Raw genomic sequence first — 26069 nt, 5'->3', positions numbered from 1 at the left:
CGGCGTCACGTGCTGCGGCCGACGGGCGACGGTCGGCCGCCCGGAGGCCGGCCCCTCACGTGCCGCACGGCGGGTCGTAGGCGAGCTGTGGCAGGTACTCCTTCCAGTTCGCCGGCGTTAGCACGCCCCGGGTGGTGGCACAGATGCGGCGGATCGCCCCCTCGGTGTCCAGGTCCCACAGCCGGACCGTCCCGGCGCCGCTGGACACCCCCAGCAGATGGCTGGCCGGGCTGAACGACAGGAAGTTGCCCGTCTTGGCGTTGGGGCTCGTCGACTGCCCGATCGGCTTCGCGGCCGACGGCAGCGCGACGTTCCAGAACCGCACGGTGTTGTCGTTGCCGCCGCTCGCCAGGGTGTGGCCGTCCCTGCTGAAGGTCAACGACACCACCGCCTCGGTGTGGCCCGTCAGGGGAGCGCCCAACCGGCGTGCCTTACCGGGATCGGTGGTGTTCCACAGCCTGACGGTCTCGTCGTCGCTGCCGCTGGCCAGGGTGTGGCCGTCGGGGCTGAACGCGAGCGCGTTGACCGGCCCCAGGTGCCCCGTCAGGGGCCGGCCGAGCCGGGTGGCGTGCCGCGGGTCGGCGGTGTCCCACAGCCGGATGGTGGCGTCCGCGCTGCCGGTGGCCAGCGTGTGGCCGTCGGGGCTGAACGCGAGCGCGTTGACATAGCCCTTGTGGCCGGTGAGGAGCGGGCCGAGGGGGCGGATGTGGGACGGCGAACTGACGTCCCACAACTGGACGGTGTAGTCGTCGTAGGCGGTCGCCAGGGTCCGGCCGTCCGGGCTGTAGGCGAGCGCCGCGGGGCCGGAGAACCGGATCCGCAGCGGCAGCGCCGGCCCGTAGGGGGCCGGGTGCGCCGGGTCGGTGACGTTCCACAACTGCACCGCGGGAGAGGGGGTGCCGGTCCGCACCGCGAGGGTGCGGCCGTCGGGGGAGTAGGCCAGCGCGTGCACCATGCCGTTGCCGGGTTGGAACGGCTCGCCCACCGGGACGGGCCGGTTGGGCGTCGTCACGTCCCACAGCCGCACCTTCTTGTCCTTGGCGGCGGTGGCCAGCACCCGCCCGTCCGGACGGAACGCGCCGGCCTGGCCGACCATGTTGGACCTCGGGATCGACCACAGGCGCACCTTGCTGTCGCCGCTCCCGGTGGCGAGGGTGTGCCCGTCGGGGCTGAAGCCCACGGCGTACATCTCGCCGCTGCTGCCCGCCAGGCGCTCGCCGACCTGCGACGGGTACGCCGGATCGCTGACGTTCCACAGGCTCGCGGTGCTGTCCGCGCTGCCGGCGGCGAGCATGTTCCCGTCCGGGCTGAAGGCCACCGACCACAGCGGGCCGGTGTGGCCGGTGAGCGGCGGGCCCAGGGGCGCCGGATGGTCCGGATCGGCCGTGTTCCAGAGCCGGATGGTGTTGTCCGCGCTGCCGCTGGCGAGGGTGTGGCCGTCGGGGCTGAAGGCCACCGAGTGCACGGTCGCGGTGTGGCCGGTCAACACCGGACCGACCCGTTCCGGCGCCCGTGGGTCGGTCATGTCCCACAGCCTGATCGTGGCGTCGTCGGCGCCGACCGCCAGCGTGTGGCCGTCGGGACTGAACGCCACCGACCGCACGGCCGCGGAGGGGCCGGTCAGGGTGCGGTACGAGGTCGGCCGGCGCAGGTCGGACACGTCCCACAGCCGGACCGTGTGGTCCTCGTCGGCGGCGGCCAGGGTGTGGCCGTCCGGGCTGAAGGCGAGCAGGTAGACCGTGCCGTCGTGGCCGGTCACCGGCGGCCCGATCGGCCGCGGGTGACCGGGGTCGCGGACGTCCCACAGGCGGATCGTGCCGTCGTCCGACGCGCTGGCCAGGGTGCGCCCGTCGGGGCTGAAGACGGCGGTACTCACCCAACTGGTGTGGCCGGTCAGCGGCTTGCCCAGGGGGCGGGGGCGGGCCGGGTCCAAGACGTCCCAGAGCCGGACCGTCCGGTCGTAGCTGGCGGTGGCCAGCACCCGCCCGTTCGGGCTGAACGAGGTCAGGTAGACGGCGCCGGTGTGGCCCAGCAGGGGCGTGGCCAGCGGCGCGTTGACGATCGAGGCCAGTCGGTTGTTGGTGCCCTCATCCTGGGGTCGCAAATGGTGCGCTACCAGATCGAGTTGGGCGGAAAGGGACGGGTCGGTGTACTGGGCGCGGTCGGCCTCGGCGAGCACCTGTTGGAAGACGGTGTCGTCCCGTTGTTGCCAGGCGACCACCGCCGAGCCGACGGCCAGCAGCGCCATGACGACCAGGGCGGCCACCGCGCCGCGGCGCAGCCGGACGGTGCGCTTGCGCAGCCGCACCGAGGCGGCCAGGAACTCCACCGCGCTCCGGGTCAGGAAGGTGTCCCCGGCCGACTGCGCCCAGGCGCGGGCCTGTTCCAACCGGGAGCCCCGGTACAGCAGCGACGGATCGCGGTGCGAGCCCTCCCAGGCCCGGCCGTCCTCCTCCAGCCGCTGGCGCAGCAGATTGCCGTTGCGGTCCTCGTCGATCCAGTCCCGCAGCCGCGGCCAGGCGTGCAGCAGCGCCTCGTGGGTGATCTCCACGGCCTCCGCGTCGAGCGTCACCAAACGGGCGTGGACGAGCGCTTCGAGCGACTCCTCCGTCTTGCTGGGGTCCGTCGACTCCTGTGCCAGTTGGCGCCTGGTCCCCCGCCTACGGGTGGCTTGGGTGTCCTCGCCGAGCCGGACCAGCCGGAGCAGCAGCAGCCGGGCGGCGGTGCGCGCCGTCGGGTCGAGGCCGGTCCAGGCCCGCTCGGCGGTCGCCGCCACCGCGCCCTGGATGCCGCCCGCCGCGCGGTAGCCGGCCAGCGTCAACCGGCCCGCCTTCCGCCGCTGCCAGGTGGCGAGCAGGGCGTGTGAGAGCAGCGGCAGCACGCCCGCGTCGTGCGCCCCACCAGGACCGTCGGCGCTCACCTCCCGGACGATCAACTCCGCCAGCCCCGGCTCCAACTCCAGCCCCACCGCCTTCGCCGGCCCGGTCACCGCCTCGCGCAGCTCCGCGGTCGACAGCGGGCCGAGCACCATGTGCCGGTGCTGGAGCGCATCGGCCAGTTCTGGATGGCCCAGGCACTGCTCGTAGAAGTCGGCGCGTATCCCCACGACGACGAGGACGGGGGCGGGGTCGGCCGGATCGGCGGGGGTGCACGCGGCGTTGAGGAGCTGGATGAAGGCGCGCCGGTCCGCCTCGTCGGCGCAGAGCGTGAACGCCTCCTCGAACTGGTCCACGATCAGCACCGGCCGGCCGGCCGCGGAGGCCCGCGGCTTCGCCCACGCCGCGACGGCCGCCCGCACCGCCTCCGGATCGGGCCCCGCGCCGGGCTGCCCCGCCGCCGCCTCCCGGGCGGCCGCGACGACGGGCGCGAGCTCGGGTATCCGGCCGGTCAGCTCCCCGAGCGGATCGCCGCCCGGCACCAGTTGGACCACCTCCCGCTCCGGTCCGTCACCCGCGCCCGGGTCGCCGTTTCGCAGCGCCGGCACCAACCCCGCGTTCAGCAGCGAGGACTTCCCCGCCCCCGAGGCGCCCACCAGCATCACCACGCCACCGGTCCCCTCCGCCGCGCTCAACTGCGCGACGAGGGCCTCGGCGCTGCGCTCGCGGCCGAAGAACCACCGGGCGTCCTGCCGCCGGTACGGAGCCAACCCCCGGTAGGGGCAGACGCCGGCGACGGCCGGCGGCTCGGCCGGGGCGCGCTCCTCCGGGGGCGCGGCGGCCGCGGCACGCTCGGCGACCGGGTCGGCAACCGCGCGCTCCCACAACCGCTGCCACTGGGCCAGGTCGTACAGGCCGGGGGACACCGGCGCCGGCCGCAGCCGCCGCGCCTGCGGGATCAACACCTGGAGCACCGCCGCCAACGCGGCGAACTGGGCCGGCACGTTCTTCGCCCGCCGCCAGTCGCTGATCCGCTGCACCGACACCCGCACGGGCCGCCCTCGTTCGTCGACCCGCTGGAGTCGGACGACCGCCTCCGCCACCTTCTTCAGGGGAGGGTTGCCGGCCTCCCTGTAGAGCAGCGCGAGGCGTTCCGCGAAGGTCGTGCGTGCCCCTGAGTCGGAACTCAAGGTCTCCACCCCTTACTTCCCCCGCTTAGGACATCCGGACCGGAAAACTCACCTTAGCCGCCTGACCTGCGAGGAAGACCCCCGCCCAGCTCCGGAACCTCCTCCTCCGGAGCCGTAGCTGGCAGGATCACCACCCAGCGGCACAGCAACCGGGTCCTACCCGGACAAGCCGCCGGCACAGCGCTCGGAGACACCTCTCTTGACGCCCGTCGACCGCAGGCCCCGCCCTGCGATCCGCCGCCACGGCGCGGATCGACGCCCGAGTGCCGTTCGGGACCGGTCCCCACGAGGGGAGGGACCGGCCCCGAACGGCCCGGGCCGCGCCCACCTCGCGGAAAATCTCCGGCTCCCGCGCCCTCTCGCCATCCTCGGCACCTTCTGCATCCTCCGCGCCGACGAACGCCCCTGAGGGCTCGTCAACGCCCGCGCCCCAGCGAAGCCCGGCACCAGACGCCCCGCATCAGGACGCACATCAGCCACCGCGCACCAGGCGCCGCGCACTAAAAAATGCATCAGACCCGGTTTCCGTTTCCGAAAACCGGGCCTGACTTGCTACTTCTCAGTCGGGGTGGCGGGATTTGAACCCACGACCTCTTCGTCCCGAAGCAATTCGAACGGGCTTTGGGACCTGAGCCGGCGGTTCAGCGACGTGCGGGCATAGGCCCTGGGAGTCCGCGATCGTTCGGGATGGTCCGCTGCGGTTGTCACTCAGTTAGTCACGCAGTGGACGGTGTGGTGCTGAGACTGCGCGGTCCTATGCGGTACCGCCGGGGCGGCGGAGGCCGGATGGAAGGATCCGCTCCGCGACGGCCTCGCCGATCGCATGCTTCACTTCCTCGGAGTGTGATCGCAACCACTCGGAGAAGGCTTCACTGATGCCGGCCCTGAGCGTGTCCGGCACGCTTGCGCCGTCGAGCCAATCAGCGAGTGTCAGCTTGGTGTGGGCCGCCGGCGACGAACCGTCTTCCCCTGCTCGCTGGCGACTCGGGTTAGCCGGTTCGGGACTGTTGTTCCGCCCGACTGCTCCGATGGCCCACGGCTTGTCGCCGACCGTGTGCTGAGAGGGAAGCGGGGCTCCCCAGGCGCGGCTGGTCTGCTCTCCCCAGACCCCTGGCTTCACGGTTCGAGGGTCGACGCCTTCGGAAGGGGTCCCGGTCTTGTAGGGACCTTTGCCCTGGGCGTATTCGGACCGGTCGTACTCTTTGACCCAGAAGATGCGCCGAGTGAACATCCCTGGTCCGTCGCCGCTTCGTGCGTCGGCCTTGAGCACTGAGTACCCGACGCGTCGGCCGGGCCCCCGCCATGGGATCGGACGGCGCCGAGTGGCAGCATCGGTCACTAAGGTCTCTCGGACGTAGTCGAAGCCTTCTACCTCCTCCGTCCAGACAATGCCGTCCTCCTGCTTGAGGACATCTGGGTCGTTGAGCATGTGTGGCACCTCTCGGAAGGCGGTTGTCGGACGTAGCTTCCCGTCGCGTCACTCGGTCATTCGCCGATGCTGACGGTCGTTGGGAAGTCCCGGAGTGGGGCGGTAAGGGCGATAAGGGCGATAAGTCACCTGACATGCGCTTTTGTAGGGGCGGTAAGGGGGGCGGTAAGAGGGGCGATAAGTCGGGCCGCCAACAGAGAGCTTGTGAGCGGCCCATCGCCAGCATCGCCTTCCCCTCACCATGGCCAGAGCGGCAGGAAGCCAACGACTCGCGACTCCCTGTGCGAGCTGCCGTGGGAAGCTGGAGCAGCGAGCATCAGATGAGGGAGACCGTGAAAGGGAGGGCGTGTGCCGCAGGCAAGTCCGCGAGACACGTATCTGGAGGTCTCGGGTTCTCTGCGTCAGAAGATCGAGAAGGGGAAGATCGCCGAAAAGCTGCCGTCGCAGGCAAAGCTGATGGAGATCTACGACGTGAGCCGCAGCACCATCGAGCGAGCTTTGGGAGACCTGAAGAGCAAGGGTGTGATCGAGTCCGTACAGGGGGCTGGCTGGTACGTGGCCGGTACCGGCGACCGCCGTCCGCTCGTCGAAAAGATGACCGACCTCCTACGGACCGACGGGGTCAAGGTCGGGGATCGCTTCCCCACCGAGAAGGAGCTGTGCGACCAGTTCAAGGTTTCGCGGACGGCAGTCCGCTCCGCCATCGCGCAGATGGAAGGGCAAGGGCTCATCGGCAGGGGGGCGACGCGTGGGCGAGAAGTCTGCGCTCTCCCCGTTGGGCAGGGGGACCAAGGGAAATGACCACGCGAGAGCACACTGAGTTCGACGCCGCGGCGGCAGAGGACATCTTGCGTAAGGCGTGCGGCGTCGTCCACGTAGACCCAGACGGCATAGAGATGCTGCGGTTCGGCGACCATGCCGTGTTCCGCATCGACGGCGGCAGGATCGTCTCACGCGTCGGCCGCAGCCCCGATCGGCTGCCCTCTGTCCGTCGTGAGGTAGCTGTAGCAAGGTGGCTCGCAGCGGAGGGATATCCCGCTGCCCGGCTCGCCACACAGGCCGAGCAGCCCGTTGCTGTCGACGGCCATCCTGTGACCTTTTGGGAGGGGTTGGCCGACGGCGACACGTACGCGAGTACGCGAGAGATGGGCGAACTATTGCGGCAGCTACACGAGTTGGATCCGCCGACCTTTCCGCTTCCTGAACTCCGGCCCTTCGACAAGGTGGAGCAGCGCTTGCAGCGCGCCGTGATCCCAGAGGGCATTCGTACCTACCTCATCTCTCTGGCCAATGAGTTGGCGGCCGAGTACGACCATCTTCAGTTCGCCCTGCCGACCGGTCCCCTGCACGGCGACTTCAACATTGGCAACGTTCTGCGCAACGATGCGGGGGCCCCGAAGGTCATCGACTTGGACGGCTTCGTGAACGGGCCGCGCGAGTGGGACCTCATGCAGACGGCCATGTACTACGACAGCTTCGGATGGCACACAGAGGCCGAATACGCCAACTTCGTGGAGGGCTACGGCTTCGACGTTCGGGAGTGGTCTGGGTACACCGTCGTTCGCAGCGTGCGCGAACTGCTGATGGTCGCCTGGCTTTCCCAGAATGCCGGCACAAATCCTCGCGCTGCCGAGGAGCTTGCGAAACGCGTTGAATCGCTGCGTTCAGGCAGCTCGCGCCGCGACTGGGCACCGTTCTAGGTACCGCCCCTTCGGGTCGGTCCCCCGTCGTTTCGGTCGCGAGCAGTCAAAGTGGGTCAACCCTGAACAACTCCCTGCAAACCACGTTCATTTGCCCCTACCGTGATCCCATTGCGCCCGCCGGCGCGACGTGATGGAGCGACAGATGAGAGGCAGCGGGCATGAAGCCACGGTTCAGCATTCTGGTGACAATCTGCGTCCTAGCAGCAGGGACGGTGGGTACGGGCACTGCCCAGGCAACTCCCATCCCCTCCCACGCCACTGCCCAGGCGGAGATCTTCGCCACCAGCAACAGGGCCCTCATTACCGATCCGGCCGATCCGCGACTCAAGACACGATTGCTCCGGTTCGACCGGGAGGTTCGAGACGTCATCCGCGCCAACGGCGGCCGAACCAGCACGTCCCGGCTGCTGGAGGGCGTCTACTGGTCATCGGAACAGAAGAACACGACGTACGAGCCGTCGCGCGAGTTCGACGTAAACCGCGTCTCCGCCTCGGGGCTGCACCACATCGCCGGAGTCCTGGCTAAGCAGTACCACCAGGAGTCGGTATTGACCTTCCGGTATCTGCCACGGACAGCACCGGACGCTAAGGCGATCGAGATCGAGGCGCCGGGTATCGATGCCCGGCGCCTCCACGATGCGCTGGTGGCCGACTCGGCCGCCCGCGACAGGCTGGGCGGCGGCTCCGTTGCCACTGGCGGGCGATTGATCCTGGTCACGCCGCGTGCCGATCTCGCCCTGGCACGGAAGTTTGTCACCGGGCTTGGTGTCGACTGGAGCGCGGCGCAGGTGCGTTATGGGGCGGAAGAACTCGTCGGCTAGGGCTGTCTGTCGACCTGCTGCCAGAGGCGGAAGCCGCGGGCCTGCTCCGCGAATTCGCGGAACTCCGCGGCCCGTTTCATGCCGTCCGTGATGCGGTCCTGAAACTCTCGCACGTACTGCACGCAGCGCGCGGACTTCAGGCCCTCGCCGAGCCGCAGCGCATCCAACGCAATGTCGAAGCCGCGGCCAGCATCTCCCTGACCGAGGTACGCCTCTGCTTGCACCATGGTGGCGAAGAAATCGCTCCTGTTGTTCAGGCCGTCTCCGAAGACGGAGCCTGCACCCCGTTCCGTTGCCTGCACGGAGCGCCCCAAGTCTCGGAAGCAGTGTCCGAACTCGGCTGCCAATTCCACCTCGTCGAAGTACGTGATGTACGCCGGATCGCTGTCCGCCGTGCGTCGGCTGAGCTGGCGTTCTGCCTCGGACAGCGCTAGGTCACACCCGCGTTCGTCTCCCAGGCGCGCCAGCGCCCGCCCTTCCATCGCGTGGAACTGCGCGGCCATCGTCGGCGTAAGGCTGCCAGCCGGCCCAGTTAGTGCGGCACGGGCAAGAGTTGCGGCTTCGCGGTACCGGCCGATGAACGTGGCTTGGTGGCTCATCGCAGAAAGGATGCTGCCGCCGAGTAGTCGGTCACCAGCCGCCTGCGCCATTCGCAGAGCTTGAATGAAGTACCGCTGTGCGATGCCGTGAACACCGCTGTCGTACGACATCCACCCGGCGAGCAAGAGCGCTTCGGCCACAGCCGAGTGCAGTTCCTTCCCAATGGTGTCGGCGTATTTGCCGTCGAGCATGGGGCGGACGTCGGTGTGCAGGTACTGAATCAGCGCCCGTCGGGCATGGCCACCACCGAATTTGCCGTCAAGCATGCTGAATGCATCGGCAGTTGAGCGAATCATCTCGACATCTACGGCGCCGACGGACCGGTTTCCGGATCGTGTTAGTTCGCCGTCGGGTGGAGAGACGAGCCACCTCACGGATGCCTCGTTCCAGGCAGCGGAGTCCGGCAGCGCACGAATCAGTGAGCCGGCTTCGGCAAGGTCCGCGCGCCAGAGGTCAGCCACGGTGGCAGTCGCTGCCTCGGGGCGGTCCGCGAAGCTGAGACCGAGATCAGGTTGTACGGCTGAGACGGCCGCGTCGCCCATCCCGATGTCGTCAATCGTGAGTTGGCGTCCCAGCTTGCGCCCTAGGGCATCTGCGATGAAGCGCGGCATGTCGCCACGTGGGATGGATCCCTTGAGCCATCGACTGACGTAGGTGTGGTCACACGTGATGTCCTGCGCCGAGCGCGTGGCGGCGACCACCACCGCGCGGGCCAGGGACTTGTGAGAGAAGTCGCCTTCGTCCATGAGTGCGGCCAGCTTGGTGTTCCGGTCTGCCATCGAACCCCCATGAGCGGCAGAGAAGTCCCAGCTTGACTTGGCGTCACTCTACGCAGGCCAGCTCGGGGGTGCAGGGGGTTTGCCCAGCGGAGTGCACGAGTGCACCCCCAAGTGCACGCTCCCGAAGTTCCCTTCGCTTGGAGAGAGTTGGGACATCGCCGCAAGGCAGGAAGTTCCGAGATCAAAAAGCCAGAGCGCTTGACGGTCCCGGATCGGTCTGCCAACGTGAGTGGTAGGTAATACACACCACGCCAAGTGGGCGAGTGTGCAGCACCGATGTGCGTCCGGCGGGTCCTGTGGCTTCGCGGTCACGGGAGCCCCTTCAGGGGTTACCGCGCTCGTCGGAACGTTTGGTCCTTGAGAACTCCACAGTGTGCCGTCCCAGCCACCTGCACACGGGTGGTCGATGGGGCCGCCTCCAGCCCTCGCAAGGCTCGGGAGGTAGCTCGGAGCGATCCGGGCAACAGGACGCCGTCCCCTGCCATGGACGGCCCGGGGCCACTCACCTCCCCGGGGCGAAAAAGGAGCGTCGCCCACTGACCTTCGGGAGTAGGCGACGGGTCGCCGCTACCCCGGCCTTCCGGCCGGCGGTGTCCGGCGGCTACGGACCACCCGAGTCCGAACTTCCGGAAGGAGACCCAGACATGGGTCGCCGAAGTACCTAGGGCGCTGCCGGTGCTGGACCGGCATGGCAGCGTCCATGCCCACTGCGTCCCCGCCGTCGGCGGTCCTGGATACGTCCGGGGATCGCCGGGGGCGGTTGATTCGGAGCCGGCTGCGGCGATGTCGCGGCCGGCTTCCCTCATGCCTGTCCGTCCGACTTCCCGTCGTACGGACAGGGTTGAGGGGAGCTGTTGCTCCTCCGCCCGGGGTTGTCTCTCACCAAGGACCGCGACCCCGGGTCCCCTTCGCCACCTCAACCGCTCATGAGGAGACCTCTATGTGGTCCAGCATCATCGCCGTGGCCGGCACGTTATTGGGTTCGGTCACCGCCTACGCCCTCCAGCAGCGCGCCGCCCGCACCGAGCGGGCCGAAGCCCGTGCGGAGTCCAGTCGCCGCGACCGGCTCGCTGCCGTGACCGCCTTGGTGTCCGCGCTCGCCGACCACCGTCGTGCCATGTGGGTCCGCGAGGACCTGCGGTTGTCCGGCGCGGAGCAGGACGCCTACACCGCCGCTCGCGCCGAATCTCACGCCACGCGTTCCGCCGTCACCGCGCCGCTGACCGAGGTGACCATCCTCGCCCCGGACCTGGCCCGCACGGCACATGCCGCAGCCCGCGCCACCTACGCCCTGCGCGGCGCCGAGGATGCCGACACCCTCGCCGCGCTGCGGGAAGCCGCCATCACTGCCGCCGACCAGCTCGTCGCAGCGGCGGCCAACGAGCTGTAGCTGCTGGTGGGTTGCCTCCCCCGTCCGTCCGGCCCGCGGCCGTACGGACGGGGTTGCAGGGAGCCGCACCACTGGACTCCACAGCCATGACACGAAGTAGGGCACGCCCCCCGCCTGGCAGCTAGCGGGCGTGCCCTTGGATCCCGAAAGGATCGAAGGTGAGCATATTGCGCTCCCGCGGCGATGCCCAGAGCGATGAGGTCAAGGACCTTCACGCCGAGGCCCGCGAGGACTACCGCACTCACAACAGCCCGGAGACCCGGGCGGCGGCCCGTGAGCAGTCCGGGCACGCCCGCACGCACGGCAACGCCGCCGGCGGGGCCTGGCGCGGCAGCAAGTAGCCCACCCCGCTCCTGTCCCTCGCCGGGGCCGCCTCTCACCACCATCCAGACCGCGGCCCCGGCCTCTTCCTGCACCTCACCGCCTGCTCGCCTCAACCTTTCAGGAGAAAATGACCATGACTGAGCGTTTCTTCTTCTCGACCACCGCCGGCCCGGTCGTCCTTGGTGTGGACCTGCCGATGGGCAGCGTCCAGGTCCAGGTCGATGCCACCGCCAAGTGCGCAAGCGTGATGCTGCGGACGGACGACACGACCGGCAAGGCCGTCGACGCCATCAACCGGGCCCACCTGGGGCAGGTCGGGCAGGCCATCACCGTCCAGGTCCCGGAGTTGCCCGGCAACGTGATGACGCAGACCATCCGCGGCAACCAGATCATCCAGACCGCCGGCACCGTCTACGGCTCCATGACCGGCGTGACCATCGTCAACGGCCAGATCATCACCGGCGGCAACAGCACGATGGAGACGGTCAGCCCGATCGAGGCTGTGGTCACGCTGCCGCCCGGATCGTCCCTCGCGGTGGTCTCCACCTCCGCCGGCGCCTTCATCTCCGGCCCCATCGAGGAGTTGGAGTTCCGCTCCGTCTCCGGCGCCTTGGACGCCGACCGCGTCCGCCGCCTGACGGCGAAGACCACCTCCGGCGCCATCCTCGCGGACCGCGTCACCGAGCGGGTCAACGCCCGCTCCGTCTCCGGCCGCATCGACATCGACATGTACTACGGCCACGACGCCCAACTGAACGCCACCTCCGGCGCCGTGACCTTGCACGCCACCGAGGACGCCACCGGGACCGTCAGCGCCCGCAGCGTCTCCGGCTCCGTCCGCATCACCGGCGGCCCCCACGTCCGCAAGGACGCCCACAGCGTCAGCGGACGCGTCCTCACCCGCTGACCCGCACACACGCCACGTACGTGCCCGGGGCGGTCGCCTCTCACCACAAGACCGCGACCGCCCCGGGCCCTGTCCCTTCGACACAGGAGAAGCCCTCCATGCGCTCCTACATCGACCACCACGAAGTCCTGAACCAGGCCGAGTTCGAGGAACTGGCCTTCGGCTTCACCGAGCAACCACTCGGCATCGACCGCGACCTGTTCCGCGGCCCGCTGGAGTTCGAGGCACCCGACGAGTACCGGGCCCGCCTGGACGCGGCCCGCGACGTGCTGGCGGACCTGCGGGAGCAGGCCGAGGCTGGCGACGAGATCGCCGCTTGGGACGCCCTCTACGCCGACGCCCTGACCTCCGTCGCCCCGCTCCGCCGCCTCCGCCGCGGTCGTCGTGCCGCCGATGCGGAGGTGGCAGCGTGAGCACCACGTTCGCGGCCCTGTCCGCCGCCCCCGTCGCCATCGGTTGGGCTGTCCACACTCTCGTGTGGCGTCGCCGGATCGAGGCGGCCCGCCGAGACCCGTTAACCGGTCTGCCGACCCGTGCCGTGTTCGAGGCTCAGGCGCCGCGGCTGCTGGGGCCGGGCACGGCGGTGCTGGTCATCGACCTGGACGGCTTCAAGGCACTCAACGACCGCCACGGCCACGCGGCCGGCGACGCGGCCCTAACCGCAGTTGCCCGCTCGCTGGCCATCACCGCAACCGTCCTGGACGGTTGTGTGGCCCGTCTGGGTGGGGACGAGTTCGCGCTCGCTCTGCCGATGCAGCACCCCGCGGACCTGCCCTTCGAACTGGCGGGCCTGCACCAGGCGTTGTGCGAACCGTTCGACTTCAACGGACAACCAGTGTCGGTCGGGGCGTCCATTGGCGCCATCATGGTCGAGACTGGGCCCGCGCTGCCGCTGGAGCGGCTGATGCGCCGTGCTGATGAGGCCATGTACGCGGCCAAGCAGACCGGCGCCGGCTGGTTCATCGCCACCCACGCCGACCCCGCCCTCCCCACCACCAACGGCCGCCGCGCCGGCCGCCGAGGCACATCGGGGGAGGCGGCCGGGTAATGCGCGTCGCATCCATGAGCCCGGGGCAGATCCGGGCGGCCGAACGGACCTTGTCCATCGGCACGTGGGCGATCACCTTCGGCGCGGTGGTCTTCTCTGTCCTGACCGTCACCCCGCTCGTTCAACGGGTCACCCCCGATGGGTGGCAGTGGACGGCCCCGATCTTGCCGGTCGTGGTGGACGCGGCCGTGGTGATCGTCGTCCGACTCGACTCCACCGTGGCCCGCCTCGGCGGGGACAGCGGCCGGTGGCCGGCGGTACTGCGCTGGATGACGGGGTTGATGACCGTCGGCCTCAACATCGGCGACTCCGCCCTTGGCGGTGATCTGGTCGGGGTGGCTGTTCACTGCGTCGCCCCGCTCCTGCTGATCGTCACCGCCGAGGCCGGTCTCTCCTACCGCCGCGCCATCGCCGCAGCGCTGGCCCGCATCGACCGTGAACAGCAGGAGCAGGCCGAGCGTGAACGCCTCGACTCTGAGGCTCGTGAACGGCGGGTGCGGGAGGAGCGTGAACAGGAGCGCGCCGCCCGTGAACGCTCCGAACGCGAAGCCCGTGAACACGCCGAGCGGATGGAGCGCGAACGCCTCGATAGGGAAGCGCAAGAACGCCGCGAAGCCCGTGAGCACACCGAACGCATCGAGCGCGAACGCCTGGACCGCGAGGACCAGCACCGGCGCGAGGAGCGTGAGGAACGTGAGCGCTTGCGCCGGGAAGAGCAGGAGCGGGCCGACCGCGAACGCCAGCGCAAGGAAGCCCAAGAGGCCGCCGAGCGTGCGGATCGCCAAGCCCGTGAACGGCAGGCCCAGGCCGCTCGTGAACAGCGGGAGCGGCAGGCCCGTGAACGCCCACAGCAGTCGCGGCGCATGCGTCGTGAACAGCCCGCTGCGCGACCGGTGAACACCGAAGCCGCGGCGGAGAAGGTTCCCGAACAGGCTGCGCTGGAAGCCGTACGACTCGGTCTGGCCACTGGCCGATCGATCCGTCAGACCGCCGAGTTGACCGGCTGGTCCCTGGGCTGGGTGCAAGCCCGATATCAGGAACTCAAGACCGCCGAACAGGCCGCTACTGAGACGGAAGAGGTGGCGGCATGACGTCGCGCAACAAGCACCGCCAGTCGCCCGGAGAGATGTTCCCCGGGATGCCCGACCGGGTCGAAGGCCGGCCACCGAAGGCCGACGAGGACCTGGAGGCTCTCACACTGGATGAGGCCATGGCTCGCTCCCACGCCATCGTGGACCGGGTCCTGGCAGAACACCCCGTAGTCGCCACCATCGGGTTGTTCTCCGGGGGCAACGACTCCGTGATCGCCAACCACCTCATGCGGCACCGAGTGGATGCGATCGCGCACGTCAACACCGGCACCGGCATCCCCGCCACCACCCAGCACGTGCGGGACGTCGTCGCCGCATGGAACCTGCCACTGCACGAGCTGCACCCCAAGGACTCCTACGAAGACCTGGTCCTGGGGCGCATCCTCGCCACACGAGGACCAAACACAGGTGTGCGGCAGGTCTGGAAGGGCTTCCCCGGCCCGGCCGGGCACGGCGTGATGTACCGGCGGCTGAAGGACGAGCCATTGCAGCGGTTGCGGGCGAGCATCATCGGCCGCAACGGCCGCACCCAACGCCTGGTCTACCTCGGCGGGATGCGCTGGGCCGAGACCGACCGCCGCTTCCGCAACGCCGAAGAAGTCGACCGGGAAGGCTCGCTGATCTGGGTCTCCCCGCTCGTGCACTGGACTGATGCCCACATGCGCGAATACCGGGCTCGGTACCGCTGCGACCAGAACCACGAGCACACCCCCCACCGCCTGTGCACCCCGGATGCTCTGCCGCTGAACGAGGTCACCGAGCATCTGCACATGTCGGGCGAGTGCCTGTGCGGAGCGTTCGCCAAGCCCGGCGAATTGGACGAGATCGAGTTCTTCTACCCGGAGGCCGCGGCCAGGCTCCGGGCGCTGGAGACCCAGGCCGAAGCCGCTGGCTTGCTGGCCTGCAAGTGGGGTCAACGCCCGCCCGGCGAACGGACCTCGAAGCGCCCGGCCGGGCGGCTGTGTTCCTCGTGCACTGCCCCCGAGGGACAATCCGATCTCCTTGCCGAATGGCGGGAGTCGGGCCTGATCACCGACGACCGATACGCCACCTTCACTCGCCAAGACGCCGCCTGAGAAGGAGGCATCGGTGAGCGAACCGATCGTCTACGCCGACCAGTGGCGGCACGTAATGAAGGCGGCGGGGTGGCGGTGCCAGTGCACCGGCCAGTGCGGCATCCCGCACATCAAGGGCGAAGGCCGGTGCGTGCGGGAGCACGACCGGCACGCCAGCAAGCACCGCAGCCCGATCCACCTCATCGCCGCCCCCGCCGAACCCACCACCCCGCCGCTCGCGGCGGCCCGGCTCGGGGCTCGGGACCTGCGGGCGTGGTGCCCGGACTGCCACACCGCCGCCAGCCGCGCTGCCCGCAAGACCCGCGCCAGCGAACCGGCCCAGGACACCGGCCTGTTCGACCTCTAGCCACACCCGCCCGGGGCGCCGCGCCCCGGGCCCGACAAGCCGCAGGAGCGCCTGTGAAGCGCACTGACGCCATCCGCATGCACAACGAGGAAGCCGCCGCGCTGAGTTGGGCCGCGGAGACCGCCATCGAGCCGACCCGCGGCTGGCTGCTGGACGCGGCCAACACCCACCAGGCCATGGCCGATGCCGCCCGCCTCGGCGACTACTACTTCGACGAGTTGGAGGACTGACCGTGCCGCGCACCAAGACCTCGACTAGGAAGCACACCGCACGGCGCCAGGCCAAGTACCGGGCCGACGCCCGTATGCGCATGGCCGCCCACGCCGCCAGCCAGATCCTCAACTTCGAGTGGGACGGCAGGAGGCCGGTTAAGCCCGGCCAGGTCATTGCCAAAACCAGCGCCATGTACGGCAACTGCCACGAGGTCCGGGACCAGGCGATCACCCCCGCCGAGGCCCGCGCAGCCCTGGACCACGTCCTGAGCCGCTGACCAACCCACCGCCACACGCCGCCGGCCAGCCGGCCGGCGGAGAGGAGAGTCACCGATGTTCCACGCAGGCGACGAAGTGCAGATCCTGACCTGTGCCGACGACCCCCGGGCCGCGGGCCGCGTGGGCCGGATCGTGGACGAGGTCCCGCCCGGCCCGCTCACCGAAGGGCGGTGGACCGTCCACGGCGCCGGGTTCCTGATCGGCTCCGTCCTGTGCCACGCCCACGAGCTGCGCGCCACCGGCCGCCGCTGACCAGCACTGCCCTTGTATAGCCGGGGCCCGGACGTCTGCCGGCCAAAGCGCCGTCCGGGCCCCTTCCACCTCCCGCATTCGGAAGGAACCAGCAGTGAATCACGACGACGAGAAGGACCTGTTCAACCGGCTGGAAGCCGACATGGCCGCCGACTCCACCCACCAAGAGGGTGCCGAGGTGGTGGACCTGAACAAGGCCCGCACCGCCCGCGAGACGGCCACCGACGCACCCGCCCCAGAGCCGACCGAAACCGCGCCCCGCGAGCCGGGCGCCCCGGATCCGGTGGTGTTGGTGGATGGTCCGGCGCCGGCCGGGCCCGGCTACTTCGACCGCCTGCGGGCCGCCAAGCGGCGCCCCGTGCTCCCGGCCTGGCTGTGCTCGCTGGACGAGCTGAAGGCCGCTGCCGCGTGGGTAGCTGGCCACTACGGTCACACCTGCGCCTACCACGGCCTGCGTGCCCCGGCCTACGCCGGGCGCCTGGTGCTTCAGTCCCCGCGTGGCACGGCCCGCTTCCTGGGCGAGACGATGCGGTGGGTGGCCGACAAGGAAGGTGAGCCGGTCCGGCTGGCGGCGGTCCGCCGGGAGGACACAGCCGACTACCTCAAGCTCTCCCGGCAGCGGGATGGCCGCGTGCGACTGCGCACCCTGGTCGCCGTGTTGGCCTCGCTGATCGGGCTGGGCGGCGCCCTGGCGCTGTACGTGCTGGCGCCGGGCTGGCTCCAAGCCGTCTCGGTCGGCGCACTGCTGATGGCGCTGGGCTTCGCCGGCCAGGAAGCCGACGCCCCGGTCATTACCCGGGCGGTGGACCTTCCGGGAGTGGAGCGGCTGACCAGCGACATCGTGGTGCGCGCCTTCACCGCGCTGGGGATCGCGGAGATCAACAAGCAGGCGGCCAAGGGCAAGGCGCTGGAGTTCAAGGCCCCGATCCAGCGCGACGGCAAAGGCTGGCGTGCCGATGTGGACCTGCCCTACGGCGTCACGGTCTCCGACATCCTCGACCGCCGCGAGCGCCTGGCATCGGGCCTGCGTAAGCCACTGGGCTGCGTCTGGCCCGAGCCGGTACCCGGCGAGCACACCGGGCGCCTGATGCTGTGGGTGGGCGACCAGGACATGGCCAAGGCCCCGCAACCGTCCTGGCCGTTGCTGAAGTCCGGCACCGCCTCACTGTTCAAGCCCGTGCCGTACGGCACCGACCCGCGCGGCCGGGCCGTCGACTTCGAGTTGATGTACGCCAACTTCCTGGTCGGCGCGATGCCCGGCCGCGGCAAGACCTTCGCACTGCGCATCCTGCTGCTGGCCGCCGCCATGGACCCCACCGCCGAACTGCACACCTGGGAGTTCAAGGGCACCGGCGACTTCTCCTCCTTCCAGCCGATCTCCCACACCTACGGCTCCGGCCCCGGCGACGACGCCACGGTCGAAGGTTGCGTGGACGCGCTGGAGTACGTCTACGGCGAGTTGGACCGCCGGGCCCGCGTCATCAACGGCCTGCCCAAGGACATCTGCCCGGAGAACAAGGTCACCCCGGCCCTGGCCGCCAAGAAGTCGCTCGGCCTGCACCCGCTGGTGATGACCATCGACGAATGCCAGGAAGTCTTCACCCACGAACGACTCGGCAAGAAGGCCGCCGAGTTGGCCACCGCCATCATCAAGCGCGGCCGGGCCCTGGGCGTGATCCTGCTGCTGGGCACCCAGCGCCCGGACGCCGACTCCCTGCCCAAGGCCATCAGCGCCAACGTCGGCATCCGGTTCTGCCTTCAGGTCATGGGCCAGCCGGAGAACGACATGGTGCTGGGCACCTCGATGTACAAAAACGGCATCCGCGCCACCTCGTTCACCTCCACCGACCTGGGCATCGGCTACCTGGTCGGCGCCGGACCCAACCCGCAGATCGTGCGGTCGTACTACATCGACAACGCCGCCGCGGAGAAGCTGTGCGAGCGCGCCCACGCCGCCCGCGCAGCAGCAGGCACCCTGCCCGACCCCACCACCGCCAAGACGGAGAAGACGACCGACACGCTGCTGACCGACGTGCTCGCCGTCATCCCCGCCGACGAGTCGAAGGTGTGGAACGAGACGGTCATCGACCGCCTGGCCGAACTCCGCCCCGAACGCTACGGCGAGTGGGGGCAGATGGACCGCGAGGAGAAGACCGCCCACCTGACCGCGGTGCTCAAGCCGTACGGGATCAAGGCCGGGCAGGTCGGCCGCCGCATCGACGGCAAGTTCGTCAACCAACGCGGCATCGAGCGCCAGACCATCGCCGACGCGATCGCGGAGCGTAACCGAAAGCGGGACGCGAGCTAGCCCGCCGGGGCCGCTATCGATAGCGCCACAGCCTGCTATCGATAGCGGCCCCGATAAGCCCCCGCACCTCACTTGATCAGGGCGCTAGCGCATAGCGGCCCACCTGCGGAAACCCTCGAAAATCACCCGAGAGGCGCCCTCATGACCCTTCCTTCCCTCGCTATCGCCTGCCTGATAGTCGTCACGTTCAGTTACGCAGCTCTGTGCGCGGCCAGCCCGTTCGGCAACTGCCGCAAGTGCCGCGGCTTCGGCTACCAGCTCAAGAAAGACCGCCGCGGCCGGCTCCGCCCGGGCAAGACCTGCCGCCGCTGCCACGGCGACCGCAAGCGCATCCGCATCGGCCGCCACCTGTTCAACGTCGCCGCTCGCCTCCACCGCGACGGCACCCGCTAACCACCACACCCCACAGCTCACTCAAGGAGGCCCGTCGTGGCCATCACCGTCTCCCTGGTCGCCCTGTTCGGCCTGGTCCTGTTCTTCCTGCTGCGCTCCAAGACCCTCGGCTGGGGCTCGGCCTTCATCGCCATCATGTTCGGCTTCTTCCTCGCCTCCACCGGCGCGTCGGGCCCCATCAACCAGCTCACCCACGCCGTCGTCGACGCCATCCGCCACGTCTAGGAGACGCTCGTGAACCCACCCACACCATCCCGCGACCCAACCACCCGCCAGCCGGCGGCCGTTGAGGTCCGCCACCCCACCCCGCTCGCCCCCGCGCCGCTGGTGCCCGTCCAGCCGGACAACGTCCCGGCGGTCGCCACCGTGGTCCTGCCGGACGGGCGGGTCGTGACCGGCGTCGCCGTCGCCTCCGCCCAGCCCGAACCGGTCGCGCCCAAGCCGGCCGTGTCCCGGACGGCCGTGAACATCGCGCTCGGGGGCATCGACTTCGGCGCGGTGTGCGGCGGGCTTTTCCTGCTGACCACGTTCCTCGCCGCGCTGGCCGCGCTCATCCACCAGCTCATCGTCCTGGCCGCCGTCATCTTCGGCGGCTGGATCGCCGTGCAGGTCTTCAGCACGACCGGACACCGCGGCGGCAGGACCACGGTCCACATCCGCAAAGCCGTCATCAAGCGCAACCACTTCCACCACTGACAGGAGACTCCTCCGTGACCACCGCCACGAAGCTCGCCGCAACGCTGTACACCCGGGCCGACGGCCGCACCTACCGGCCGGAATACCTCAACGCGGACACCGTCCGCCGGCTCATCCGCCGGGCCCGCACCAACCGGACCGGCGTGGAAGCGGTGCACGTCTATGAGTGCGCCGACCGCGACGGCACCCCGCTGCACATCGCCTACGTCCGCTACGCCCTGGACCACTGGTCCAACGTCACCGGCGTCATCGACGTCTACGAGATCCCCACCGCCGCCCTCACCAACCTGTAACCCCACCTGACCGGAGGAACCCATGGAAGCCGAGACCTACTGCGACGAGTGCGCCGACTACGGATGCCCCGGCCACGAACTGTGTGACGAGTGCGACGGCGACATCTGCAACGAGTGCAACGGCTGCGACTGCCCCGAGAACGTCTGCCCTGGCTACATCGCCCACTACACCGGACAGGACGACTGACATGGCCGCCGCCCGCCGGCCGGAAGGCAACGCGAACACCGCCGCCGAAGCGGTCCGCAAGTACAACCACGCCACCCTGCCCACGCCGCGCTCCCGCACCGGCGTTCTCCACTACCCCGGGCAGGCGTACTCCAGCATCGCCGCCTTCAAGCAGATGGCGCAGATGCTGCCGCAAGCCTTCGGCCAGACCAGCGCAGCCCTCACCCGCCTCCACCACGACGGCCACCTCACCGCCGACCACGGCACCGTCGAAGACCACGTCTTCGACGCCCGCCAGGCACTGACCGAAGCCGCGCACTGCGCGGACATGCTCGCCGACGCCCTCAACCGCGCCCACAGCGCGGTAGCCCCCCTCGGCTACAGCGGCCCGATCGACGAGTAAATACGCCCGAGGCGGTCGCCTCTCACCACAAGACCGCGACCGCCCCGGCCGGTGCCCGCCCTAGGGCCAGGCACCGGACCTGTCCCTTCGACAGAACAGGAGACACCAGCATGACAGCTCCCCACGCGTACGAACAGCACGCCACCGTGCTGCCGATGCGTGACCACGCCGGTGACGACTTCAGCCGCACCCCGCCGCACGACCTCGGTGCCGAACAGGCCGTAGTCGGCGCCATGATGCTCTCCACCGACGCCATCGCCGACGTGTCCGAGGCCATGGACCCGGGCGACCACTACCGGCTCGCGCACGAGACGATCCACCGTGCCATCCTCGACCTGCACGACGCCGGCCAGCCGGCCGACCCCATCACCCTCGCCCATCACCTCGGCCAGCGCGGGGAGTTGCAGCGCATCGGCGGTGCCAGCTACCTCCACAGCCTTGTCCAAGCTGTGCCGACGGTGGCCAACGCCGAGTACTACGCCGAGATCGTGCACGAGACGGCAGACCGGCGGCGCCTCATCGAAGCCGGCACCCGGCTCGTGCAAGCGGCCTCCACGCGAGACACCGACACCGCGACGCTGCGGACCGCTGTTCTTGAGCAGATCACCCAACTCGTTGCCGCCCCCACCGAAACCGAGACGGACACTGCGCCGACCGGCCCGCCCAACCCCCTGTACGACCCGCACCCCGGACTCGTCCGCCCTCGGCGCCCCGGCCCCACCCCGCACCCCGACGTGTTCTGTGGATGGGTCGGTGAGACCGTCCGAGAGCTGGACCCCACCACCGAGGCGGACCCCGTCGCCGTGCTGGTCAACCTGCTCTCCGCGGCCGGCTCGGTCATCGGCCGCCGCCCCCACCTGATGGTGGGCAACGACCGCCACCCCTGCTTGATCTGGGCCTTGACCATCGGTCCCACCGCCTCAGGCCGCAAAGGTTCGGCGACCTCCACCGCCCGCCGCGTCCTCGCCGAGGCTGTACCCGACTTCTTCGGCCCCGAGCACACCCCCCGCGGGTTGAACTCAGGCGAAGGGCTCATTGAGTACGTCAAAGACGACGACAGTGACGCCCCTGCTCCCGCCAGCCTGGATAAGCGGCTGTGGGTCCTGGAATCGGAGTACGCGGTCACCATGAGCCGTGGCCGGCGTGAGGGCTCCAGCCTTCCCGGCGTCCTACGGCAAGCCTGGGACGGTGATTCGCTCGGCTCGATGGTCCGCGACTCCCTCAAGGCCACCGACCCGCACATCGCGATTCTGGGCCACATCACTCCCGAAGAGTTCTGCGCCAAGATGCAGGACTCCGAGATGGCCGGCGGCACCTACAACCGCTTCCTGCCGATCTTCTGCCACCGCAACCTCATCCTTCCCGGCTCCCGCGGCGCCAGCGCGGAACTGGTGGCCAACCTCGCCGCCGGCTGGCGCACCGTCCTCACCGACGCCGCCCGCGTCGAGACGGTCAAGTTCAGCAAGGGCGCATGGGACTTGTACTGCCAACAGGTCTACCCGGCCCTGAGTGACGACTCGGCCGGCGGCGTCGTCGCGCAGTTCACTGCACGCGCCGCCCCCTACGTCCAGCGCGTCGCCATGGTCTACGCCCTGTGCGACCACACGGACACCATCGCCGAACAGCACATGCGCGCTGCTTGGCACCTGCTCAACTACTCCCGCGCCTCCGCAGTCCACCTGCTCGGCAACATCAGCGGCGACCCCAAGGTGAACAAACTCGCCGACGCCGTCCGCGCCGCCGGCCCCGACGGACTCGCCGCCGACCAGATTCGCCGGCTCTTCAAGAACACCACGCGCCCCGAACGCGACCGGCTCACCGCCGAATTGCTCGATCAGCCCGGCTACGTCCGCACCCAGCGCCCCGGCAAGGGCCGACCGGCAACGGTCATCACCTACGCAGGCTGATCCACGGGGCGGTAGGCCGCTGTCGCCGCTCGCCGACTTATCGCCCCATTTACCGCCCCCCTTATCGCACTGGGAAACCCGCTGGTCAGATGGCTTATCACCCTTACCGCCCTTATCGCCCCGCCCGCGCGCAGACAACGTCTGCACTCTGCCCGAGGAGGACCCCGTGACGGTCGCCATACCCGAACGGAACGGAACCGCTGAACCTGTGCTGTACCGCGTGAAGGACGCCATGAGAGTCCTGCGCATGAGCAAGACCACGATCTACGACCTGATCCGAATCAGGCGCCTGCGCACGGTCAAGGAGGGGCGGACCCGGTACGTTCCGGCGTCCGCCATCGCCGAGTACGTCGCGTTGCTGGAACGCGAAGCCGAGGGGGAGCAGTGACCAAACGACGGAGCAGGGGAGACGGCGGACTCCACTGGGACGAGAAGCGACAGCGCTGGATCGCCACCGCCAGCCTCGGCTACGACCCCAGCGGCAAACGCATCGTCAAACGCGGTAGCGGCAAGACCAAGACCGAAGCCAAGAACAAGCTGAAGGAAGTCCTTCGGGACCACGAGGACGGGCTCGCGATCGCGCCCACCGGCTACACCGTGGAAAACGCGGTGAACGACTGGCTGATGTACGGGCTGGTCGACCGGGACAAGGGCACCCTCGACAACTGCACGAACCTCAGCCGGACCCACGTGATCCCTTCGCTCGGCGCTCGGAAGCTCCGGGACCTGAGTGCCGAGGACGTGGACAAGTGGCTTGCGGAGAAGGCGAAGACGCTCAGCACGCGGACCCTTCAGAGCATCCGCTCTTGCCTGAACCGCTCCGTGAAACGGGCGATGGCCCGGGACAAGGTGAAGCGCAACGTGGTGGAGCTGTGTTCCGTCCCCACGGGCCAGCCGGGCCGCCCGTCCAAGGCGTTGACGCTCGCGCAGGCCGAGGCAGTTCTGAGGGCTGCTGAACGCACCTCCATGCACGCCTACATCGTGCTGGCGTTGCTCACCGGAGCGCGTACCGAAGAGCTGCGGGCGCTCACGTGGGATCACGTCTTCCTCAAGGGCGATCCGGCCGCGAGTCCACCCGTGCCGCCGTACATCGCGGTATGGCGGTCGGTGCGCACGGGCGGCGACACCAAGACCCGGAAGTCCCGACGGACCCTTGCCCTCCCGGCCCGCTGCATCGACGTGCTTTGGCGCCACTGGGAGGACGAGGGCTGGGACCGGCTCGCCGCCGGCGACGAGTGGGAGGAGAACGGGCTCGTGTTCTCCTCGGTCGTCGGAAAGGAACTCGATTCGACCAACGTGCGCAGGGCCTTCCGCCAAGCGATCAACAAGGCGGAGGGGGTGAACGCCGCGGAGTGGACGCCACGGGAGCTGCGCCACAGCTTCGTCTCGTTGCTCTCGGACAGCGGTGTCTCGCTCGAAGAGATCTCGCGCCTGGTCGGGCACTCCGGGACGGCGGTTACCGAGGAGGTCTACCGGAAGCAGATCCGGCCCGTGATCCAGACGGGAGCGGTCGCCATGGACGGCATCTTCGGAGCGAACCCGGAGCGCTAGTCACGCAGTTAGTCACGCACAAAGCAGGAGAGGCACCTACGGAGATCCGTAGGTGCCTCTGACCTGTGTTTCTTCAGTCGGGGTGGCGGGATTTGAACCCACGACCTCTTCGTCCCGAACGAAGCGCGCTGCCAAGCTGCGCTACACCCCGAAGCAACGAGCTCTACTTTAGCGGACTGATCCCCGTAGGTGAAATCCGGTTTCGTTCGGTGGTGGAAACCGCTCTGACCTGGGGTTTTGTGGGGCTGGTGCGGAGGGTGTGAGGGGCGGGGAAGTGGCGGCGGGGGAGGTCGGAGGGGGCAAAGTGACCGAGGTCACCGCGGATGTCGCCGCGGATTCGGGGTGTTTGGGGGGTTCGGGGTGAGACGGGCGGTCCGTGGCGCTCCCGCGAACGGTTCGGCGCCCGGCCCCTGAGGTGAGGGGGCGGGCGCCGAGGAAAACGGGAGCGGGGGTCAGTCCCGAGCGGTCAGGGTCAGCAGGGTGGCCTCCGGGGGGCAGGCGAAGCGGACCGGGGTGTAGCGGTTGGTGCCGCAGCCGGCGGAGACGTGCAGGTAGGAGGTGTGGCCGGCGGCGGTGTGGGCGGAGAGGCCCTTGGCGCGCTGGGTGTCGATGTCGCAGTTGGTGACCAGGGCGCCGTAGAAGGGGATGCAGAGCTGGCCGCCGTGGGTGTGGCCGGCGAGGATCAGCGGATAGCCGTCGGCGGTGAAGGCGTCCAGGGAGCGCAGGTATGGGGCGTGGACGACGGCCAGCGAGAGGTCGGCTCCGGTCTCCGGGCCGCCGGCGACCTCGGCGTAGCGGTCGCGCTTGATGTGCGGGTCGTCCAGGCCGGTCAGCGCGATCTCGGCGCCGTCCAGCTTGAGGTGGCCGCGGGCGTTGGAGAGGTTGACCCAGCCGGCCTGGTCGAAGGCGTCGCGGAGGTCCTCCCACGGGTTGTGGACGGCGCCGACGACCGGGGCGTTGCCGTTGAGGCCGTGCCGGCCCTGGGCCTTTTCGAGGAGGTAGCGGGCGGGGTTCCGCAGCCGGGGGCCGTAGTAGTCGTTGGAGCCGAAGACGTAGGCGCCGGGGAACTCCATCAGGGGGCCGAGCGCGTCCAGGGCCTCCGGGACGCCGTCGGGGTCGGAGAGGTTGTCGCCGGTGTTGACGACGAAGTCGGGGCGGAGCCCGGCGAGCGACTGGAGCCAGCGCTGTTTCTTGCGCTGCCCGCTGACCATGTGGATGTCGGAGACCTGGAGGACGCGCAACGGCCGCATGCCGCGGGGCAGTACGGGCACGGTGACGCGTCGCAGGCGGAAGGAGCGGACTTCGAAGCCGGCGGCGTAGGCCACACCGGCCGCGCCGACCGCGGCAATGGACAGGGGGACTCCGTATCGCGCGCGCATGGGTCCATGGTTGCAGAGTGGGGGCGGCCCGGGGGAGGGGTGATCTTGGTGGGCCGCGTGCTCCGGTGGGGCGCGGGCGGGAAATGGCGCGGCGGTTGTCGGTGGGTGGGGGCATACTCGACGGCATGACCACGCTCAAGGCCAAGCTCAAGGACGACCTCACCACCGCGATCAAGGCGCGTGACGAGCTGCGTTCCTCCACCCTCCGTCTGACGCTGACCGCGATCAACAAGGAGGAGGTGGCGGGCAAGGAGGCGCGCGAACTGTCCGACGGCGAGGTCGAGAAGATCATCGCGCGGGAGGCGAAGAAGCGCCGCGAGGCCGCCGAGGCGTTCGACAAGGGCGGCCGCGCCGAGCAGGCCGAGCGGGAGCGGGCCGAGGGCGAGCTGCTCGCTGCCTATCTGCCCAAGCCGCTGACCGACGGCGAGTTGGAGGAGCTGGTCGCCGAGGCGGTCGCGGAGGCCACCGGCGCCGGCGCCGAGGGCCCGAAGGCGATGGGCGCCGTGATGAAGATCGTCAACCCGAAGGTGGCCGGCCGGGCCGACGGCAGCCGGGTCGCCGCGATGGTGAAGAAGCTGCTCGCCGGCTGACGCGAGGCGGTGGGCGGGCGGCGCGGCCCGTCCGCCCACCGGCCGGCGCGGACACCGGCG

Annotated in this window: 29 protein-coding genes and 1 tRNA gene; 25 read left to right on the top strand and 5 right to left on the bottom strand. The window is 69.7% G+C overall.

Annotated features, from left to right (window positions below):
* Positions 1-55: 55 nt before the first annotated feature.
* Both ACFVFQ_RS25065 and ACFVFQ_RS25060 read right to left on the bottom strand, forming a co-directional pair.
* Positions 56-4075, bottom strand: coding sequence for an AAA family ATPase (locus ACFVFQ_RS25065; RefSeq protein WP_383419794.1), 4020 nt, complete (start codon positions 4073-4075; stop codon positions 56-58).
* A gap of 745 nt (positions 4076-4820) precedes the next feature.
* Entirely contained in the window at positions 4821-5495 is a 675-nt protein-coding gene (locus ACFVFQ_RS25060; protein WP_383419792.1) for a DUF6009 family protein, read from the bottom strand.
* Between the two features lie 348 nt (positions 5496-5843).
* Between ACFVFQ_RS25060 and ACFVFQ_RS25055 the strand changes: the two genes are divergently transcribed.
* The 3 genes from ACFVFQ_RS25055 (at position 5844) to ACFVFQ_RS25045 (ending at position 8019) form a co-directional block, all read left to right on the top strand.
* Positions 5844-6296, top strand: a complete 453-nt coding sequence (locus ACFVFQ_RS25055) for a GntR family transcriptional regulator (protein ID WP_383419790.1) — start codon at positions 5844-5846, stop codon at positions 6294-6296.
* Positions 6293-7195 carry a phosphotransferase enzyme family protein gene (locus ACFVFQ_RS25050; RefSeq protein WP_383419788.1) on the top strand — a complete coding sequence of 301 codons (903 nt, stop codon included), beginning with the start codon at positions 6293-6295 and terminating at the stop codon, positions 7193-7195. Before ACFVFQ_RS25055 ends, ACFVFQ_RS25050 begins: the two co-directional genes overlap by 4 nt.
* Positions 7196-7356: 161 nt before the next feature.
* Entirely contained in the window at positions 7357-8019 is a 663-nt protein-coding gene (locus tag ACFVFQ_RS25045) for a hypothetical protein (protein ID WP_383419786.1), read from the top strand.
* Here ACFVFQ_RS25045 and ACFVFQ_RS25040 read toward each other — a convergent pair.
* Entirely contained in the window at positions 8016-9398 is a 1383-nt protein-coding gene (locus tag ACFVFQ_RS25040) for a hypothetical protein (RefSeq protein ID WP_383419784.1), read from the bottom strand. The two genes, ACFVFQ_RS25045 and ACFVFQ_RS25040, sit on opposite strands and share 4 nt — an antisense overlap.
* A gap of 940 nt (positions 9399-10338) precedes the next feature.
* Between ACFVFQ_RS25040 and ACFVFQ_RS25035 the strand changes: the two genes are divergently transcribed.
* The 21 genes from ACFVFQ_RS25035 to xerC all read left to right on the top strand — a co-directional run bounded on the left by ACFVFQ_RS25035 (position 10339) and on the right by xerC (position 24040).
* A complete protein-coding gene (locus ACFVFQ_RS25035) occupies positions 10339-10788 on the top strand; it encodes a protein kilB (protein ID WP_383419782.1) in 450 nt (149 codons plus the stop codon).
* Positions 10789-10946: 158 nt separating this feature from the next.
* The gene (locus ACFVFQ_RS25030) at positions 10947-11129 is read left to right on the top strand and encodes a hypothetical protein (protein ID WP_383419780.1); all 183 of its coding nucleotides are present in this window, start codon (positions 10947-10949) and stop codon (positions 11127-11129) included.
* Between the two features lie 116 nt (positions 11130-11245).
* On the top strand, positions 11246-12019 hold the full coding sequence (locus ACFVFQ_RS25025; protein WP_383419778.1) for a DUF4097 family beta strand repeat-containing protein: 774 nt from the start codon (positions 11246-11248) through the stop codon (positions 12017-12019).
* A 98-nt stretch (positions 12020-12117) separates the two neighbouring features.
* Complete coding sequence (locus tag ACFVFQ_RS25020) at positions 12118-12432, top strand: hypothetical protein (RefSeq protein ID WP_383419776.1); 315 nt, start codon at positions 12118-12120, stop codon at positions 12430-12432.
* On the top strand, positions 12429-13067 hold the full coding sequence (locus tag ACFVFQ_RS25015; RefSeq protein ID WP_383419774.1) for a GGDEF domain-containing protein: 639 nt from the start codon (positions 12429-12431) through the stop codon (positions 13065-13067). The genes ACFVFQ_RS25020 and ACFVFQ_RS25015 overlap by 4 nt, the downstream gene beginning before the upstream one ends.
* Complete coding sequence (locus tag ACFVFQ_RS25010) at positions 13067-14158, top strand: DUF2637 domain-containing protein (protein ID WP_383419772.1); 1092 nt, start codon at positions 13067-13069, stop codon at positions 14156-14158. Before ACFVFQ_RS25015 ends, ACFVFQ_RS25010 begins: the two co-directional genes overlap by 1 nt.
* Positions 14155-15234: a hypothetical protein gene (locus ACFVFQ_RS25005; protein WP_383419770.1), complete on the top strand. Its 1080-nt coding sequence runs from the start codon at positions 14155-14157 to the stop codon at positions 15232-15234. Before ACFVFQ_RS25010 ends, ACFVFQ_RS25005 begins: the two co-directional genes overlap by 4 nt.
* 13 nt (positions 15235-15247) lie before the next feature.
* Positions 15248-15580: a hypothetical protein gene (locus ACFVFQ_RS25000; protein WP_383419768.1), complete on the top strand. Its 333-nt coding sequence runs from the start codon at positions 15248-15250 to the stop codon at positions 15578-15580.
* Between the two features lie 53 nt (positions 15581-15633).
* Positions 15634-15810, top strand: coding sequence for a hypothetical protein (locus ACFVFQ_RS24995; protein ID WP_383419767.1), 177 nt, complete (start codon positions 15634-15636; stop codon positions 15808-15810).
* A gap of 2 nt (positions 15811-15812) precedes the next feature.
* Positions 15813-16070 carry a hypothetical protein gene (locus tag ACFVFQ_RS24990; RefSeq protein ID WP_383419765.1) on the top strand — a complete coding sequence of 86 codons (258 nt, stop codon included), beginning with the start codon at positions 15813-15815 and terminating at the stop codon, positions 16068-16070.
* Positions 16071-16125: 55 nt separating this feature from the next.
* The gene (locus tag ACFVFQ_RS24985; protein WP_383419763.1) at positions 16126-16323 is read left to right on the top strand and encodes a hypothetical protein; all 198 of its coding nucleotides are present in this window, start codon (positions 16126-16128) and stop codon (positions 16321-16323) included.
* 94 nt (positions 16324-16417) lie between these two features.
* Positions 16418-18631: a cell division protein FtsK gene (locus ACFVFQ_RS24980; protein WP_383419761.1), complete on the top strand. Its 2214-nt coding sequence runs from the start codon at positions 16418-16420 to the stop codon at positions 18629-18631.
* A gap of 141 nt (positions 18632-18772) precedes the next feature.
* Positions 18773-19024: a hypothetical protein gene (locus tag ACFVFQ_RS24975; protein ID WP_383419759.1), complete on the top strand. Its 252-nt coding sequence runs from the start codon at positions 18773-18775 to the stop codon at positions 19022-19024.
* 36 nt (positions 19025-19060) lie between these two features.
* Positions 19061-19249 carry a hypothetical protein gene (locus tag ACFVFQ_RS24970; RefSeq protein ID WP_383419757.1) on the top strand — a complete coding sequence of 63 codons (189 nt, stop codon included), beginning with the start codon at positions 19061-19063 and terminating at the stop codon, positions 19247-19249.
* Between the two features lie 9 nt (positions 19250-19258).
* Positions 19259-19720 (top strand): hypothetical protein, encoded by a 462-nt coding sequence (locus ACFVFQ_RS24965; RefSeq protein ID WP_383419755.1) that lies wholly within the window; start codon positions 19259-19261, stop codon positions 19718-19720.
* 14 nt (positions 19721-19734) lie between these two features.
* Positions 19735-20013: a hypothetical protein gene (locus tag ACFVFQ_RS24960; RefSeq protein ID WP_383419754.1), complete on the top strand. Its 279-nt coding sequence runs from the start codon at positions 19735-19737 to the stop codon at positions 20011-20013.
* A gap of 22 nt (positions 20014-20035) precedes the next feature.
* On the top strand, positions 20036-20200 hold the full coding sequence (locus ACFVFQ_RS24955; protein WP_383419753.1) for a hypothetical protein: 165 nt from the start codon (positions 20036-20038) through the stop codon (positions 20198-20200).
* A gap of 1 nt (position 20201) precedes the next feature.
* The gene (locus ACFVFQ_RS24950; RefSeq protein WP_383419751.1) at positions 20202-20582 is read left to right on the top strand and encodes a hypothetical protein; all 381 of its coding nucleotides are present in this window, start codon (positions 20202-20204) and stop codon (positions 20580-20582) included.
* 110 nt (positions 20583-20692) lie between these two features.
* The gene (locus ACFVFQ_RS24945; protein ID WP_383419749.1) at positions 20693-22489 is read left to right on the top strand and encodes a DnaB-like helicase N-terminal domain-containing protein; all 1797 of its coding nucleotides are present in this window, start codon (positions 20693-20695) and stop codon (positions 22487-22489) included.
* Between the two features lie 166 nt (positions 22490-22655).
* A complete protein-coding gene (locus ACFVFQ_RS24940) occupies positions 22656-22877 on the top strand; it encodes a helix-turn-helix domain-containing protein (RefSeq protein WP_383419747.1) in 222 nt (73 codons plus the stop codon).
* Complete coding sequence (gene xerC / locus ACFVFQ_RS24935; protein WP_383419745.1) at positions 22874-24040, top strand: tyrosine recombinase XerC; 1167 nt, start codon at positions 22874-22876, stop codon at positions 24038-24040. The genes ACFVFQ_RS24940 and xerC overlap by 4 nt, the downstream gene beginning before the upstream one ends.
* Positions 24041-24117: 77 nt before the next feature.
* On the opposite strand, the gene ACFVFQ_RS24930 is transcribed toward xerC, so the two are convergent.
* Positions 24118-24191, bottom strand: a tRNA-Pro gene (locus tag ACFVFQ_RS24930).
* Positions 24192-24492: 301 nt separating this feature from the next.
* Entirely contained in the window at positions 24493-25419 is a 927-nt protein-coding gene (locus tag ACFVFQ_RS24925) for a metallophosphoesterase (RefSeq protein WP_383419743.1), read from the bottom strand.
* Positions 25420-25544: 125 nt separating this feature from the next.
* On the opposite strand from ACFVFQ_RS24925, the gene ACFVFQ_RS24920 reads away from it, so the two are divergent.
* Positions 25545-26009, top strand: a complete 465-nt coding sequence (locus ACFVFQ_RS24920; RefSeq protein ID WP_383419741.1) for a GatB/YqeY domain-containing protein — start codon at positions 25545-25547, stop codon at positions 26007-26009.
* The last annotated feature ends 60 nt before the right edge of the window (positions 26010-26069 follow it).

The sequence above is a fragment of the Streptomyces sp. NPDC057743 genome (assembly GCF_042798755.1).
Taxonomy (GTDB): Bacteria; Actinomycetota; Actinomycetes; order Streptomycetales; family Streptomycetaceae; genus Streptomyces.
Note: the sequence above shows the minus strand (reverse complement) of the source record. Positions and strands in the feature narration are given on the sequence as shown.